The organism is Nocardiopsis deserti, from assembly GCF_008638355.1.
Classification (GTDB): Bacteria; Actinomycetota; Actinomycetes; order Streptosporangiales; family Streptosporangiaceae; genus Nocardiopsis; species Nocardiopsis alborubida.
The window spans coordinates 586,178-601,334 of the sequence record NZ_ML703347.1 but is presented as its reverse complement, the minus strand read 5'-3'; the positions used below and the strand labels follow the sequence as shown (position 1 = coordinate 601,334).

The 15,157-nt window shown below is 72.5% G+C and carries 8 protein-coding genes; 4 read left to right on the top strand and 4 right to left on the bottom strand.

The annotated features are described in order from the left end of the window. The first annotated feature begins 32 nt into the window (after positions 1-32). Entirely contained in the window at positions 33-1,205 is a 1,173-nt protein-coding gene (locus FYW99_RS02745; protein WP_150249706.1) for a GAF domain-containing protein, read from the top strand. A 92-nt stretch (positions 1,206-1,297) separates the two neighbouring features. On the opposite strand, the gene FYW99_RS02740 is transcribed toward FYW99_RS02745, so the two are convergent. Continuing rightward, positions 1,298-1,936, bottom strand: coding sequence for a response regulator (locus FYW99_RS02740; protein ID WP_150249704.1), 639 nt, complete (start codon positions 1,934-1,936; stop codon positions 1,298-1,300). 6 nt (positions 1,937-1,942) lie between these two features. Next, on the bottom strand, positions 1,943-6,358 hold the full coding sequence (locus FYW99_RS02735) for a HAMP domain-containing protein (protein WP_150249701.1): 4,416 nt from the start codon (positions 6,356-6,358) through the stop codon (positions 1,943-1,945). Between the two features lie 429 nt (positions 6,359-6,787). On the opposite strand from FYW99_RS02735, the gene FYW99_RS02730 reads away from it, so the two are divergent. After that, complete coding sequence (locus FYW99_RS02730; protein WP_150249903.1) at positions 6,788-8,956, top strand: SpoIIE family protein phosphatase; 2,169 nt, start codon at positions 6,788-6,790, stop codon at positions 8,954-8,956. A gap of 126 nt (positions 8,957-9,082) precedes the next feature. Here the strand turns inward: FYW99_RS02730 and FYW99_RS02725 are convergent, their stop codons facing one another. Beyond that, a complete protein-coding gene (locus FYW99_RS02725; protein WP_150249698.1) occupies positions 9,083-9,688 on the bottom strand; it encodes a response regulator transcription factor in 606 nt (201 codons plus the stop codon). Positions 9,689-10,026: 338 nt separating this feature from the next. Here FYW99_RS02725 and FYW99_RS02720 point away from each other — a divergent pair, with 338 nt between their 5' ends. Together FYW99_RS02720 and FYW99_RS02715 are read left to right on the top strand one after the other, a co-directional pair. Beyond that, entirely contained in the window at positions 10,027-12,051 is a 2,025-nt protein-coding gene (locus FYW99_RS02720) for a trypsin-like peptidase domain-containing protein (protein WP_150249695.1), read from the top strand. Between the two features lie 319 nt (positions 12,052-12,370). Further along, positions 12,371-13,684: a glycosyltransferase gene (locus FYW99_RS02715; RefSeq protein WP_150249692.1), complete on the top strand. Its 1,314-nt coding sequence runs from the start codon at positions 12,371-12,373 to the stop codon at positions 13,682-13,684. On the opposite strand, the gene FYW99_RS02710 is transcribed toward FYW99_RS02715, so the two are convergent. After that, on the bottom strand, positions 13,644-15,119 hold the full coding sequence (locus FYW99_RS02710; protein WP_150249900.1) for a sensor histidine kinase: 1,476 nt from the start codon (positions 15,117-15,119) through the stop codon (positions 13,644-13,646). The two genes, FYW99_RS02715 and FYW99_RS02710, sit on opposite strands and share 41 nt — an antisense overlap. Positions 15,120-15,157: the final 38 nt, after the last annotated feature.

The window sequence follows — 15,157 nt, the reverse complement described above, 5'->3', positions numbered from 1 at the left end:
GGAAGACGCCATCCACGACGGGAGACCTGAGCGTGTCGGAGAACCTCGCCGGGTTGCAGCGTGAGATCACCGCACTGGGTGAACGCATCGCGGCCCTGCGCAACACGCACACCATGTATCCCGACGACGCCCAGGGCACCGCCGAGGCGGCCCTGGCCGAGCTGGAATACGCCGAACGCCTGCTGGGCGACGCGGGGGCCGAGCTGGCCCGGGCCCACGCCCAGCCCGAGCCGCGCCGCCAGGGCGACGACGGCGACCGGGCCCTGCTGCGCGCGATGTTCCAGGAGCTGAGCGTCCCCACCGTGCTGCTGGACCACGAGGGCTACATCCGGCGCATCAACAACTCCGGGGCCGCGCGGCTGGGCAGCGCGCCGGGCTACCTCACCGGCAAGCCCTTCGCCCACTTCGTCGACCTGCGCAAGCGCGCGGCCATGCAGTCCTGGCTGGCCGCGGTGCTGCGCGGCGACGGCGACGCCGCGCTGGAGTCCCGGCTGGCCCAGCGCGGCTGGGCCGAGGACGTGCACCTGACCCTGACGCGCCTGGAGCTGCCCACCGAGCCCAACCCGCTGGTGCTGGTCGCGATGTCGCCGCCGATGAACGGCGTCGAGGAGGAGGGCCCGGCCCCGCTGGAGACGGAGGTGGAGGACCAGGTGGTGGTGCTGGCCGCGCGCAGGCTGGACGTGCTGACCCGGATGACGCGGCTGCTGCTGCGCTCGGCCGGGCCCGGCGGGGCGGGGGAGCCCCTCGCGCTGGCCGACGCCGCCGACCTGCTGGCCGACTCCTACGCGGACTGGGTGGTCGTGGACGTGTGCGACCTGCCCGTCTCCTCCGACGCGCCCCGCCGCGCCGTGGTCGCGGGTCCGGCCGACGCGCTCCCGGCGCAGAGGGAGGCGGTGGCCTCGGCCGCGCCCGGCGACTCCGACATTCCGGGCGAGGTGCTGGACCGGGGCCAGTCCCTGCTGTTCCCGCTGATCGAGGACGAGGCCGTGCTGGGCCACGCCCCGTCCGGGGCGCCGCTGCTGTCGATGCTGGGCGCGGGCTCGCTGCTGTCGGTCCCCCTGCGCGGCAGCCGGGGCGTGCGCGGTGCGCTCACCCTGATCCGCCGCAGCAACCGGGGCAGCTTCCGCCTGGCCGACCTGGGCCTGATCGAGGAGATCGGCGAGCACATCGGTCTGGCGCTGCCGCCCCGTCCCTGTTCACCGTGATCTTGTACCTATAGCGCGTCTGGACCGTCCAACCTCGCTACAGGTACAAGATCATCGCAGTACAGAACCCTCGCGGCCGGTACACGACGCCCTCACTCGGGGCCGTGGAGGGTGTCCACCAGGGTGGACAGGCGCGAGACCGCGCTGTCCACACGGCGCACGCCGTCCACCAGGCTCTGGTCCACGTCCTGGTAGTTGGTCACGATGTGCTCGCGCAGCTGGGCGAGGTCGGCCTGCACCTGGTGGGAGCGCTGCGCCAGCTGCTCGGCCAGGACCTTGCCGGGCTCGCCCGTCTCCTGGCCCAGGTCGCGCTGGAGGGCGCGGGCCTGCTCGCGCATCTGCGCCTTGAGCTGGTGCAGCTCCACGAACACCTCGACCTTGGAGCGCAGCACCCAGGGGTCGAACGGCTTGAGCAGGAAGTCCACCGCGCGCGAGGCGTAGCCGCGGAAGACCTGGTGCCGGTCGACCTCCTGGGCGGTCAGGAAGATGATCGGCACGTCCTTGGTCTTCTCGCGCTGCTTGATGTGCGCGGCGGTCTCGAAGCCGTCCATCCCCGGCATGACCACGTCGAGCAGGATGACCGCGAAGTCGGTGCCCAGAAGGTGCTTGAGCGCCTCCTCACCGGAATTGGCCCTGACCAGGTTCTGGTCGAGTGAGGTGAGTGCGGCCTCCAGCGCGATCAGGTTCTCGTCGCGGTCGTCGACGAGAAGGATGTTGGCCTTCTGGGTCACGTCGGGTTACTCCAGGTCTTCGCTCGGGGTGCTGCTGCCAGTCTCCCCGTTCGGATCGTTGTCATGCCCGGTGCCGGCCTCCTCCGGCCCGGCCGTCGCGCCGCCCCCGCCGTCGGCCGCCGCTCCGGCGATGGTCTCCTCGCGTCCCGCGGTGAGCCAGCGCCGCATGACGTCCAGCAGGTGGTCCAGGTCGACCGGCTTGGTCACGTAGTCCGTGGCGCCCGCCGCGAGGCTGCGCTCGCGGTCCCCCTGCATCGCCTTGGCGGTGAGAGAGATGATCGGCAGACCGGCGAACTGCGGCATCTCCCGGATCCGCTGGGTGGTCTGGTTGCCGTCCAGCTCGGGCATCATCACGTCCATCAGGACGAGCGCGATGTCCTCGTTGGCCTCCAGCCTGGCGATTCCGGCGTGCCCGTTGTCAGCGTAGAGGACCTCCAGGCCCTGCGCCTCCAGAGCGCTGGTGAGCGCGAAGACGTTGCGGACGTCGTCGTCGACGATGAGCACCCGCTGGCCGCTCAGGACGGCCCTCCGCTCGGGGTCGGTGCGCGGCTCGGACTCGGCCGCCTGCTCGGGCGCCTCACCGCTCTCGGCCGCCGCCGCGTGGGGCTCGGGGGCCTTGAGCACCGGGACCGTGGGCAGCGGCTCGTCGGTGATGTCGGTGAGGGCGGCCAGGGCCGCGTCGAAGTCCTCGTCCGGCATGGAGAAGCCGTCGTCCAGCGGGGAGGAGCCCAGGCCGCCGGTGCCCGCGCCGCGGCCGGAGTCGAGCATCGGCGCCGAGTCCGTACCGCTCAGGGCGCGGATCGGGGACCCTGCCTCCTCGGCCCGCTCCCCCGCGTCGTCGGGCAGGCGCACCGGGAGCAGCAGCGTGAAGGTGGAGCCCTGGTTGGGCACGCTCTGCACACGGATCTCGCCGCCCAGCAGGCGGGCGAAGTTGCGGCTGATGGACAGGCCGAGGCCGGTCCCGCCGAAGCGCCGCGAGGTGCCGCCGTCGCCCTGGTGGAAGGCCTCGAAGATGACCTGGAGCTTGTCCTCGGCGATCCCGATGCCGGTGTCGGCGACGGTGAACGCGATGACCTCCTCGTTCTCGACGAACATCTCCAGGTCGGCGTCCTCCAGCGCCCACGCGGGCTCGATGAGCAGCCGCACCTCCCCCTGCGGGGTGAACTTCACGGCGTTGGAGAGCAGGTTGCGCAGTATCTGCTGGAGCCGCTGCTCGTCGGTCCACAGCGTGCCGGGGATGTCCGGCGACACGTCCACCGCGAAGGCGAGCCCCTGGTCCCCGGTGACCGGGCGGAAGGTGGCCTCGACGTAGTCGACCAGCTGGGCGATGGAGACCTCGCTGGGCTGCACCTCGGCGCGTCCGGCCTCCACCTTGGACAGGTCGAGGATCTCGTCGATGAGCAGCAGCAGGTCGCTGCCCGCCTTGTGGATGGTCTGGGCGAACTCGACCTGCTTGGCGGACAGGTTCTGCTCGGCGTTGTCGGCGAGCAGGCGGGCCAGGATCAGCAGGCTGTTGAGCGGCGTGCGCAGCTCGTGCGACATGTTCGCCAGGAACTCGGACTTGTACTTGGAGGAGACCTGGAGCTGGTGGGCGCGCTCCTCCAGGGCGTTGCGGGAGCGCTGGATCTGCTGGTTCTGGAGCTCGATCGCCCGGTTCTGGTTGGCGAGCTGGGTGGCCTTCTGGCGGAGCTCGGCGTTCTTGCCGCGCAGCTCCTCCTGCTGGCGCTGGAGCTCGTTGGAGCGTTCCCTGAGCTGGCTGGTGAGCTGCTGGGACTGTTCGAGCAGGTCCTCGGTGCGGTTGTTGGCCAGGATGGTGTTGATGGTGGTGCCGAGCAGGCTCACCAGCTGGCGCAGGAAGTTCTTGTGGCTCTCGCGGAAGTCGTCGTAGGAGGCGAACTCGATGGCGCCCAGCGAGCGCCCCTCGGAGACGATCGGCAGGATGTACAGGTTGCGCGGGGAGGCCTCGCCCAGGCCCGACTGGACCTTGACGTAGCCCGGCGGGATGTTGCCGACCTGCTGTTCCACCTGCTGGGAGAGGGCCTCGCCGACCAGGCCGATGCCCGTGCGGACGCGGCGCCGGTCCTCGTCGGGGTCGAAGCCGAAGCCCGCGTAGAACAGGAAGTTCTCCTGGTCGTCCTGGTCCTCGGGCAGGTAGCAGGCGCCGTGCTGGGCGCCGATGAGCGGCGTCACCTCGGTCATGATGAGGCGGGCCAGCTCCTTGAGGTCGCGGTGGCCCTGGATGTGGCCGGAGATGCGGGCCACGTTGGACTTGAGCCAGTCGGCGTCGCGCTGGGTGGCCGTGGTCTCGCGCAGGTTGGACACCATCAGGTTGATGTTGTGCTTGAGCTGCTCCATCTCACCGCGGGCGTCGACCTGGATGTTGCGGGTCAGGTCGCCCTTGGCGACGGCGTTGGCGACCTCGGCGATCGCCCGCACCTGCGTGGTCAGGTTGCCCGCCAGGCCGTTCACGCTGTCGGTGAGCTGCTTCCAGGTACCGGTCACGCCCTCGACCTTGGCCTGGCCGCCCAGCTGTCCCTGGCTGCCCACCTCGTGGGCCACGCGGGTGACCTCGGTGGCGAACGCCGACAGCTGGTCGACCATGGTGTTGACCGTCGTCTTGAGCTCCAGGATCTCCCCCTGGGCGTTGACGTCGATCTTCTTGTTGAGGTCGCCCGCGGCGACGGCCGTGGTCACCTCGGAGATGTTGCGCACCTGCGTGGTGAGGTTGTGCGACATCGAGTTGACGTTCTCGGTGAGGTCGTTCCAGATGCCGGAGACGCCCTTGACGTCGGCGCGGCCGCCCAGCTTGCCCTCGGTGCCCACCTCGCGCGCCACGCGCGTGACCTCGTCGGCGAACGCGGAGAGCTGGTCCACCATGACGTTGATGGTGTCCTTCAGCTCCAGGATCTCGCCCTTGGCGTTGACCGTGACCTTCTTGGTCAGGTCGCCCGCGGCCACCGCGCGCGTGACCATGGAGATCTGCCGCACCTGGTAGGTCAGGTTGTTGGCCATCGAGTTGACGTTGTCGGTCAGGTCCTTCCAGACCCCGGACACGTCGCGGACGTGTGCCTGTCCGGCCAGCTTGCCCTCGGTTCCCACCTCGCGGGCCACCCTGGTCACCTCGCCGGCGAAGGAGTCCAGCTGGTCGACCATCTTGTTGATGGTGTCCTTGAGGTCGAGCATCTCGCCCTGGGCGTCCACGGTGATCTTCTTGGTGAGGTCACCGGTGGCGACCGCCGTCGTCACCTGGGAGATGTTGCGGACCTGGTAGGTGAGGCTGTTGGCCATGGAGTTGACGTTGTCGGTCAGGTCCTTCCAGATGCCCGACACGCCCTTGACGTTGGCACGGCCGCCCAGCTTGCCCTCCGTGCCGACCTCGCGGGCCACGCGCGTGACCTCGTCGGCGAAGGAGTCGAGCTGGTCGACCATGGTGTTCACGGTGTTCTTCAGGGCGAGCATCTCGCCCTGCACGTCGACCTGGACCTTCTGGGTGAGGTCGCCGCGGGCCACGGAGGTCGTCACCTGGGAGATGTCGCGCACCTGGTTGGTGAGGTTGTCCGCCATCGAGTTGACGTTCTCGGTGAGGTCCTTCCAGATGCCCCGCACGCCGCGCACGTTGGCGCGGCCGCCGAGCTTGCCCTCGGTGCCCACCTCACGGGCCACCCTGGTGACCTCGTCGGCGAAGGTGGACAGCTGGTCCACCATCGTGTTGACGGTGTCCTTGAGGTCGAGCATCTCGCCCTGCACGTCCACCGTGATCTTGCGGCTGAGGTCGCCGCGGGCGACGGCGGTGGTCACCTCGGAGATGTCGCGCATCTGGTCGGTCAGGCGCGAGGACATCTGGTTGACCGACTCGGTGACCTCGCGCCAGGCGCCGGAGACCCCCTCGACCTGCGCGGTGCCGCCGAGCTTGCCCTCGGTGCCCACCTCGCGGGCCACCCGGGTGACCTCCCCGGCGAAGCCGCTCATCTGGTCGGCCATGCGGTTGACCGTGGTGGCCAGGCGCAGCAGGTCGCCCTTGAGCTCGCCGCGGCGGCCCTCGGTGGAGGCGCGGCGGCTGAGCTGGCCCTCCGCGACCGAGTCCAGGACCCCGGCGACGTCGGTCACGGGTTCGGCGACCTCGTCGAGCAGGACGTTGAGCGCCTGGGCGCTCTCGCCCCAGGCGCCCCGGGCGGGGTTGACGTTGACGCGCTCGTTGAGCCTGCCCTCGTTGCGGACGACGTCGCCGACGCGCTGGAGTTCGTCACTGAGCTGTTCGCTGTGGTCGACCACCTCGTTGAAGACGGACGCGATCTCCCGCATGGTGCCGCCGCCGCGCTTGCGCAGACGGACGCTGAAGTCGCCGTCGCGCATGCGGTACAGGGCACGCAGAATCTCGTCGAGCTGGTCTTCGGCCGCCAGTTCCTTGACCGCCTCGGGCATCGAACCCCCTCCTCAGCCTGCTCCGCCACCTCGGCTTCCGTCCCGGCCCCCGTGGGCCGGACCGCCCACGGGCGGTCCGGCCCGCGGAGCGCGCACGGGACAGGGGGGTCCGCGCGGTGTCCGCCGCGTCGACCCCCTGGTGACACCCCGTCACGCTACCGGCGAGGAGTACCACCCGAAAGAAGCGCATGTGTCGACTTACACTAACCGGCCGGGCCGCCCCGCACAGGAGGCTTGGCGATGTTGTCCCCCACCGCCGCCTGCGGGGCGGGCAGGACCGGCGCGGCCCCGCGCGGGCGGCCCGCGGGGAGGGAATGACGGTTCGGGCGGCACCGGCCACCGCGGCACGCGTATCGTGGCAGTGACCACCACCCCCCGCGCACGCACCCAGTGACGAAGGACACCGACGGCTTGCCAGCACACGACGCGTTGAAGGTCGCTCGACGAGAGTTCCCTCCCGCCCCGGAGACCGCGGCGGCGGCTCGCGAGTTCGTTCACGACACCCTCCTGTCCTGGGGTATGACCGACCCCTCCGACGACGTGATCCTGCTGGTGAGCGAACTGGTCACCAACGCCGTCATCCACGCGCGCTCCTCCCTGGACGTGACCGTGCGCCGGACGGAGGGGGCGACCGAGGTGATGGTCACCGACTCCGTGCCCGAGCGCGCGGTCCCCCAGGCCGGGCCCCTGTCGGTGGACACCTCCCCGTCCCGGGAGAACGGGCGCACCGGCGGCCTGGGACTGGCCCTGGCGTCGGCGATCGCGTCGAGCTGGGGTGTGAGCTACGGGCGCAACGACAAGGCCGTGTGGTTCCGGATCGAGGACGGCTCGGGGGAGCGCGCCTCCCTGGAGTCCCCGCCGGTGCGCAGGAGCCCCTCCCGTCCCGGACGCCCCGCCCCGTGGTCGGCGCTGGACTCCGCCCTGGGCTCGCGCCTGTCCCTGCCGCAGCTGCTGGAGCGCACCGTGGAGTACTCGACCACGGCGCTGGGCGCGGACGCGGCCTACATCACGCTGGCCACGTCCGACGAGACCATGTGGGAGGTGCGCGCCGCGGTCGGGCTGACCTCGGGCGGCGCCCCGTGGCGGCCGCTGCGGGTGCGCACGGAGGAGATCTTCCCGTCCTCGGCGCCGGAGCCGGGCGCGGTGATCAACGACGACCTGATGATCGCCCGGACCAGCCGGGGGCGCCTGTCGCGCGCGGGGATGCGCTCGCTGGTGACGGCGCCGCTCATCGTGGACGGACGGGTGGTCGGCCTGCTGGGGGTGGCCTCCCGGCGGGCCCGGCACTTCGGGGCGGCGGCGGCCAAGCGGCTCCAGGAGGGCGCGGACCTGATCGCGCTACCGGTGGAGCGGGCCCGGCTGGCCGAGGTGGAGCTGAGCAGGCGGGCCTCGCTGAGCTTCCTGGCCGAGGCCAGCGACCTGCTCGCGGGCACGCTGGACGAGCGGATGACGGGCGCGCTGGCGGCGCAGCTGATCACCTCCCGGCTGGGCCGGTGGTGCGCCATCGAGACGATCAACGAGATGGGCGTCTCTCAGCTGACGCACGTGGTGCACAGTGACGAGAACTACAACGACATCCTGCGCGCGCTGCTGACCGGGCTGCCGCCGCACGAGCAGAGGGAGCCGCAGCCGCTGTGGTCCCCGGCCGAGCTGGCCAAGGAGGGGCTGGACGAGCAGCTCGTCCGGGAACTGGCGAGCGGTCCGGCGATCTGTATCCCGCTGGTGGCGCACGGGCGCGCGCTGGGGCGGATGACGGTCGGCAAGAGCGGGTCGGACGACTTCACCCGCGAGGAGGTGGACGTGGCCGACGACCTGAGCAGCCGGGTGGCGTCGGCGATGGAGAACGCGCGGCTGCACGAGAAGCAGGCCGCGATGAGCGACGCCCTCCAGCGCAGCCTCCTGCCGGCCAAGGAGAAGGAGCCGGTGATCCCGAACGTGGACCACGCGGTGTTCTACCGTCCGGCCGACGAGCGCAACGTGGTGGGCGGGGACTTCTACGACGTGTTCGCGGCGAGCGGGCGGTGGTGCTTCGCGATCGGCGACGTGTGCGGGACGGGCCCGGAGGCGGCGGCCGTGACCGGCCTGGCGCGGCACACGCTCCGGGCGCTGGCCAAGGAGGGGTTCACGCCCTCGCACATCATGCAGCGGCTGAACATGGCGATCCTGGACGAGAACACCTCGACCCGGTTCCTGACGATGCTGTACGGGGAGATGACCCCGGCCACGGACGGCGGGGGCGGGATGCGGCTGCGGATGGTCTCCGCCGGGCACCCGCTGCCGATGCGGCTGAACCAGAAGGGCGAGGTGAAGTCGTTCGGGGCCTCGCAGCCGCTGCTGGGCGCGTTCGAGGACGTGGGGTTCACGACCGAGAACGTGGACATCCGCCCCGGCGAGGTGGTGCTGGCAGTGACCGACGGCGTGACCGAGCGGCGCAGCAACACGGACATGCTCGGCGACGAGGGGCTGACGGAGATCTTCTCCGGCTGCGCCGGGCTGACCGCCCAGGCGGTGATCAGCCGCATCGACCGGGAACTGGAGGAGTACGCCCCGGGCGGGCGCAGCGACGACACCGCGATGCTGGTGCTGCGCTTCCTCTAGGAGGGACCGGAGACGTTACCGCTGTGACGCACGGGTCCTGACCTGGGATGATCTTGTACTTACAGCGAGATTCGAGCGTCCGACCCCGCTAGAGGTACAAGGTCACTGCGGAGGGGGCCGGACCGGTCAGAGCCAGCCCATGTCCTGGGCGGTGCGGATGGCGGACATGCGGTTGTCGGCGCCGGTCTTGCCGATGGCGTTGGAGAGGTAGTTGCGCACGGTGCCCTCGGTCAGGTGGAGGGCGGCGGCGATCCTGGCGACGGTGGCGCCGTCGGAGGCGGCCCGCAGCACCTCGGTCTCGCGGTCGGTGAGCGGGCTCTCGCCGCCGACCATCGCGGCGGCGGCGAGGTCGGTGTCGATGTAGCGCCCGCCCCCGTGGACGCGGCGGATGGCGCCCGCGAGCTGGTCGACGGGGGCGTCCTTGGCCAGGAAGCCGCGCGCGCCGGAGGACAGGGCACGCCGCAGGTATCCGGGGCGGCCGAAGCTGGTGAGGATGACGACGCCGCAGTCGGGGGCGTCCGCCCTGAGCCGCGCGGCCACCTCCAGTCCGGTGGCGCCGGGCATCTCGATGTCCAGGACGGCGATCGCGGCACCGTGCCGGAGGACGGCGTCGACCACCTCGTCGCCCCGGCCGACCTCGGCGACGACCTCCAGGTCGTCCTCCAGGCCGAGGAGGGCGGCGATGGCTCCCCGCACGAGGTGTTCGTCATCGGCCAGCACGATCTTGATCAAGGTCGGCTCTTCTCCGGTGTCTCGCTTTGGCTTCGGCACGATATCGTTTCGGGCATTGTGGTGCATACGGCGCCTACGGGAAGCGCGCCGGGGTAACGGGCGACGTGTCGGGTCGCGGCGGTGCGGGAGCTCGGACGCTCCCACGGACGTCGGGGCCCGTCATGGACGACCTGGTCCGACGGCGCTGAGCCACGGGGCCGCCGACGCGGACCGGACGAGGGCACGGCAGGGGCGGAAGGACTCGAAACCCCGGCATATCGCGCTCTCACCCTGTTCTAACCCATGCGTCGCATGATGGAACACGTCACTGAACATCGTCCCGCCAGTCGGAGGATGAGTTGAACCCCAACGAACCGAGTGCAGGTACCGAGCCCGGTGCGGCGGCCGGGAACGGGCTTCCCGAGCACCGTCCCACCGAGCCCGCCGACCAGGCGGGGCCCTCCGGCCCGCACGAGGGGGGATCCTCCGCAGGTGACGGGACCGACGTCCGTGGCACGTCCGGCGGGGAGCACGGGGGTGTCCCCGCCGGACAGGGCGAGCGGACCGTCGGAGACGAGCACGCCGGGTTCCGGCAGCCCTTCGGGCGCTCCGAGGCGCAGGGGGCCGGTGAGGAGCCGGGGGCAGGTGAGACAGGCGAGCGGGTGGAGCGGCCCGCGCCGCACGAGCCCGGCGGGTACACCGGCGTGTGGCAGCGCGACGAGGACCCGGAGGCGCGGCGGGACGACGGGCACCCCGAGCAGGGGTGGTCCGGCGGATACCCCGCGGCGCAGCAGGGCGGCGGGCGCCCGGGCCCCGAGCAGAGCGGCGGGTACCCCGCGGCCGGGCGGACCGGTGAGGGCTTCTCGTTCCAGCAGGGCGGGTACACGGGGGCCGAGCAGAGCGGCGGCTACCCCGGACCCGAGCAGCACGGGCGGCCGGAGACCGGCCCCGCGGGGGCGGGGCCGACCTTCTCCCCGCCCGGGCAGCCGCCGAGGTGGGCCACCGGGCCCAACGACCCGGAGCGCGCCTCCTACACCTTCCCGCCGCCCGGGGGCGGCTACGGCGCCGCCGGTGGCCAGCACGAGCAGTTCTCCGCGCACCAGGGCGGTCCCGTCCCCCCGCACGGCGGGCAGAGCGGCCCCCACGGGCCGGTCGGGCACGGGCAGCCCCCGTACGGTGACGGCGGCACGTTCGGGCCGGGCGGCCCCGGCGGCCCTGGGGAGCACGGCGGCCACGGCGGCGGGCAGCCCCCGTTCGGCGCTCCCTTCCCCGGGGCGGTGCCCCCGCAGGGAGGCGGCAAGAAGCGCGGCTCCGGCAGGATCGTGACCGTCGCCGCGATCACCGCCCTGGTCACGAGCCTCATCGTGGGCCCGATGACGGCCCTGGGCACCGCCCACCTGTTCCCCAACGGCCTGAGCGGGCCGATCAGCTCGCTCAACCAGGAGCAGGAGAGCACGCAGACCGAGGGCGAGGTCGGCGAGGTCGCCGACACGGTCCTGCCGAGCGTGGTGTCCATCCGCACCGCCAACGGCGGCGGCAGCGGCGTGGTCATCTCCTCCGACGGCCAGATCCTCACCAACGCGCACGTCGTGGCCGCCGCCGAGGGCGGTCCGATCGAGGTGCTGTTCAACGACGGCAGCTCCGCACGCGCCGAGGTCATGGGCGCGGACCCGGTCTCCGACATCGCGGTGATCCAGGCGGAGGGGCGCAACGACCTCACCCCGGCCGCCCTCGGCGACTCCGAGCAGGTCGGCGTGGGCGCCGAGGTGGTCGCGATCGGTTCCCCGCTGGGGCTGTCGGGCACGGTGACCACGGGTGTGGTCAGCGCGCTGAACCGTCCGGTGAACACCGGGCAGTCCGGGCAGACCTCCACGGTGATCAACGCGATCCAGACGGACGCGGCGATCAACCCCGGCAACTCGGGCGGCCCGCTGGTGAACATGAACGGCGAGGTGATCGGGATCAACACCGCGATCGCGGGCATCTCGCAGGACAGCGGCTCGGTCGGGCTGGGCTTCGCCATCCCGATCAACCAGGTCCGCCCCATCGCGGAGCAGCTGGTCGAGGACGGCAGCGCGAGCTACCCGGCGATCGAGGCGACCATCACCAACTCCCGCGTCGGCGGCGCGGAGATCGTGGAGGTCACCGAGGGCGGCGCGGCCGCCGAGGCCGGGCTCCAGGCCGGTGACGTGGTGGTGTCCGTGGACGGTGAGCCGGTGTCCACGCCGGACGAGCTGATCGCGCAGATCCGGATCCGCCAGCCCGGCGAGGAGGTGACCCTGGGGGTCGTCCCCGACGGCGGCAACGGTTCCGAGGAGGAGGTCGCGGTGACGCTCGGGGAGCAGAGCGTGGAGTCAGCCCAGAACGAGGAGGGCGGGAACTGACGGGCGCGGCCCCGGCCACCCCGCGCACGGGCGGCCCCGGACCCTCGGGTCCGGGGCCGCCCGTCGCGTGCGGGCCGCGGAGGTCCGGGGGCGCGCGGGCCGTGCTGGCGGGGCCGTGGGCACGCGCGGCGTCGGGGCCGCGGACATCGGCTGTCGACATCGCCGGGCTCGTGGGTAGACGGAGGGGGCACGGAGAGTTCCCTCTCCCGCGCCGCGTGCCACCGAGCGGTCGTCCCCCGGTCACCGGGAGGACGGCGGGGGTCAACGCGGGTGACCCACACTCGGGCGTACGCGGCGACCCGACAAAGGAGATCAGGTCATGTCCACGTCCTTCGCCTCCCCCACGGTGGCGGCACCGCCCCTGCCCGCCGTCGGCGCGACGCGCCGCGCCCGGGTCCTGATCGGTACCGACACCTATCCCCCCGACGTGAACGGCGCCGCGTACTTCACCGCCCGCCTCGCGCGCGGCCTGGCCGCGCGCGGCGCGCGGGTACACGTGGTGTGCCCCTCCCCCGAGGGCGCCCCGTACACGGTGGAACGCGGCGGTGTGGTCGAGCACCGGCTGCGGTCGGTGTCCTCCCTGGTCCACGACAGCGTGCGGCTCGCGGTCCCGCTGGGCGTGCGCGGCCACCTGGACCGGCTCCTGGACCGGCTGCGCCCGGACGCCGTCCACATCCAGAACCACTTCCTCGTCGGCCGGATGCTGGCCGCCGCCGCGCACGCCCGCGGCGTCCCCGTGGTCGCCACCAACCACTTCATGCCCGAGAACCTCTTCGACTACGTGCACGTGCCCGGACCGCTGCGCCCGCACGCGGCCCGGCTGGCCTGGTGGGACCTGGGCGCGGTGCTGTCCAGGGCCGAGCACGTGACCACGCCCACCCCGGCCGCCGCGCGGCTGCTGGTCGACCAGGGGTTCACCCGGCCGGTCGAACCGGTCTCGTGCGGGATCGACCTGGACCGGTTCAGCCCCCTGGACGGCGGCGCGTCCACCCGGCGGCGGCTGCGCGGGCGACTGGGCGTGCCGGACCGCAGGACGGTGTTGTTCGTGGGGCGGCTGGACGAGGAGAAGCGCGTGGACGAACTCGTGCGCGCGGTGGCCCTGACCGACGGGGTGCAGCTCGTGCTGGCCGGGCACGGCGCGCACCGGGCGCGGCTGGCGGAGCTGGCGGCGGAGGTCGGCGCGGCCGACCGGGTGGTGTTCCTGGGCTTCGTGCCGCACGCCGACCTGCCCGACGTGTACCGGTGCGCGGACGTGTGGGCCATCGCCGGGACCGCCGAACTCCAGAGCATCGCCACCCTGGAGGCGATGGCGAGCGGTCTGCCGGTGGTGGCGGCGGACGCCATGGCGCTGCCGCACCTGGTGGAGGAGAGCGGCAACGGGTACCTGTACCCGCCGGGAAGCCCGGAGGTGCTGGCCGCGCGCGTGGAGTCGGTGGTCGCCGACGAGGGCCGGCGGCTGAGGATGGGCGCGTGCAGCCGCGCTATGGCCGGGCGGCACCGGCTGGAGGACTCGCTGGAGCGGTTCGAGCGGATCTACCGCGAGGCGTCCGCCGGTGCGGGAGTCGGCACCGGAGCCGGTTCGGGTACGGCGCTCACCCCCGCGCCTGCGGCTCCTCGTCCCGCGGCGGTGTGAACAGCGGCAGGTGGAAGCCGATGGCGGCGCCGCCGCCCTCCCTGTTGCGGGCGAACACGCTGCCCCCGTGGGCCTGCGCGATCTCCCTGACCATGGACAGGCCGAGCCCCGAACCGGGCAGGCCGCGGGCGACGGTGGCCCTGTAGAAGCGCTCGAAGACGTGGTCGAGTTCGGCCGGGTCGATGCCGGGCCCCCGGTCCAGGACCTCCACCGCCCCCGCGCGCACGCGGATCTCGATGGGAGCGGTGCCCTCGGGGTCGAACTTGGCGGAGTTCTCGACCGGGTTGGAGACGGCGCGCTCCAGGGAACCGGGACGGCCCCACACGACGCTGTCGTCGGCGTCCACGAGGATGTCGCGGCCGGTGCGGCGGCGGGTGCGCTTGGCGACCTTCTCGGCGACCCCGGCGAGGGGGACGGCGCTCATCTGCTCGTCCTCGTGGTCACCGGTGGCCAGGCCGACCAGCTCGTTGACCAGGGCGGTGAGCTCACGGGTCTCGCCGCGCAGGTCCTCGATGAGGCTGGCGCGCGCCTCCGGGCTGAGCCGGTCCACCCTGTCGAGCACCTGCACGTTGGTGTACAGGCTGGTCAGCGGAGTGCGGAGTTCGTGCGCGGCGTCCTGGACGAGGCGGCGCTGCTCGTCCTTGGAGCGGGCCAGACGGGCGAGCATGGCGTTGAACGCGCTGGTGAGGCGGCCGACCTCGTCGCGGCCGACGTCCTCCTCACGGCTCTCGCCTCCACGTCCGGGGTCCACGGGGTCGAGCCGCCCCGTGGAGCTGACGTACTCGGCCGCGTCGGTGAGGCGCACCAGGCGGCCGGTGGTGCGGTGGCCCACCAGCCAGCCCACGGCGGCCGCGCACAGGGCGACGAACAGGCCCACCCACAGGATCTGGGTGGCGAGCCGGTCGATCATCAGCTCGGTCGGGGACAGGCGCTGGAGGAGCTGGAGTGCCCCGGCGCCGTCGCCGAGGGAGACCGTGGCCAGCCGGAACTCCTGTCCGCCGATGGCCTGCTCGCGCATGTCGACGATGCCGGGCCGGTCCTCCCCGGCGACCTCCAGGTCCCTCTCCGACGGTGCGAAGAGGATGATCTCGGACGGGTCGGCGATGTTGACCGTCCTGCTGCCGTCGGGTTCGAGGAACTGGAGCTGGAACTTGTCGCTGGGCAGGAACGGCCCGGGTCCGGCGGAGCCGCCCTGCCCCTGCTGGTGGTAGTCGACGAGCTGTTCGGACAGGGCGGTGACGGTGCTCTCGAACTCGGTGCGGGCGTCGGCGCGGATGAGCGTGGCGGCGGTGGTGTAGGCGAGGGTGCCGACCAGGGCGATGACGACGGTGGCGACCAGCGCGAAGATCACCGCGAAGCGGGTGCCCAGCCGCCACTCGCCCGGCTGGAGCAGCGTCCGGCGCCACTTCGGGACGGCGGCGCGCGCGGCGGGCATGAGGGCTCTGAGACCGGACGGGGTTCCGTTTCCAGACT

What these genes read in the sequence shown, in the direction of transcription:
- FYW99_RS02735 (WP_150249701.1), bottom strand. Translation starts at nt 6,358, where the DNA reads ATGCCCGAGGCGGTCAAGGAACTGGCGGCCGAAGACCAGCTCGACGAG.
- FYW99_RS02715 (WP_150249692.1), top strand. Translation starts at nt 12,371, where the DNA reads ATGTCCACGTCCTTCGCCTCCCCCACGGTGGCGGCACCGCCCCTGCCC.
- FYW99_RS02710 (WP_150249900.1), bottom strand. Translation starts at nt 15,119, where the DNA reads ATGCCCGCCGCGCGCGCCGCCGTCCCGAAGTGGCGCCGGACGCTGCTC.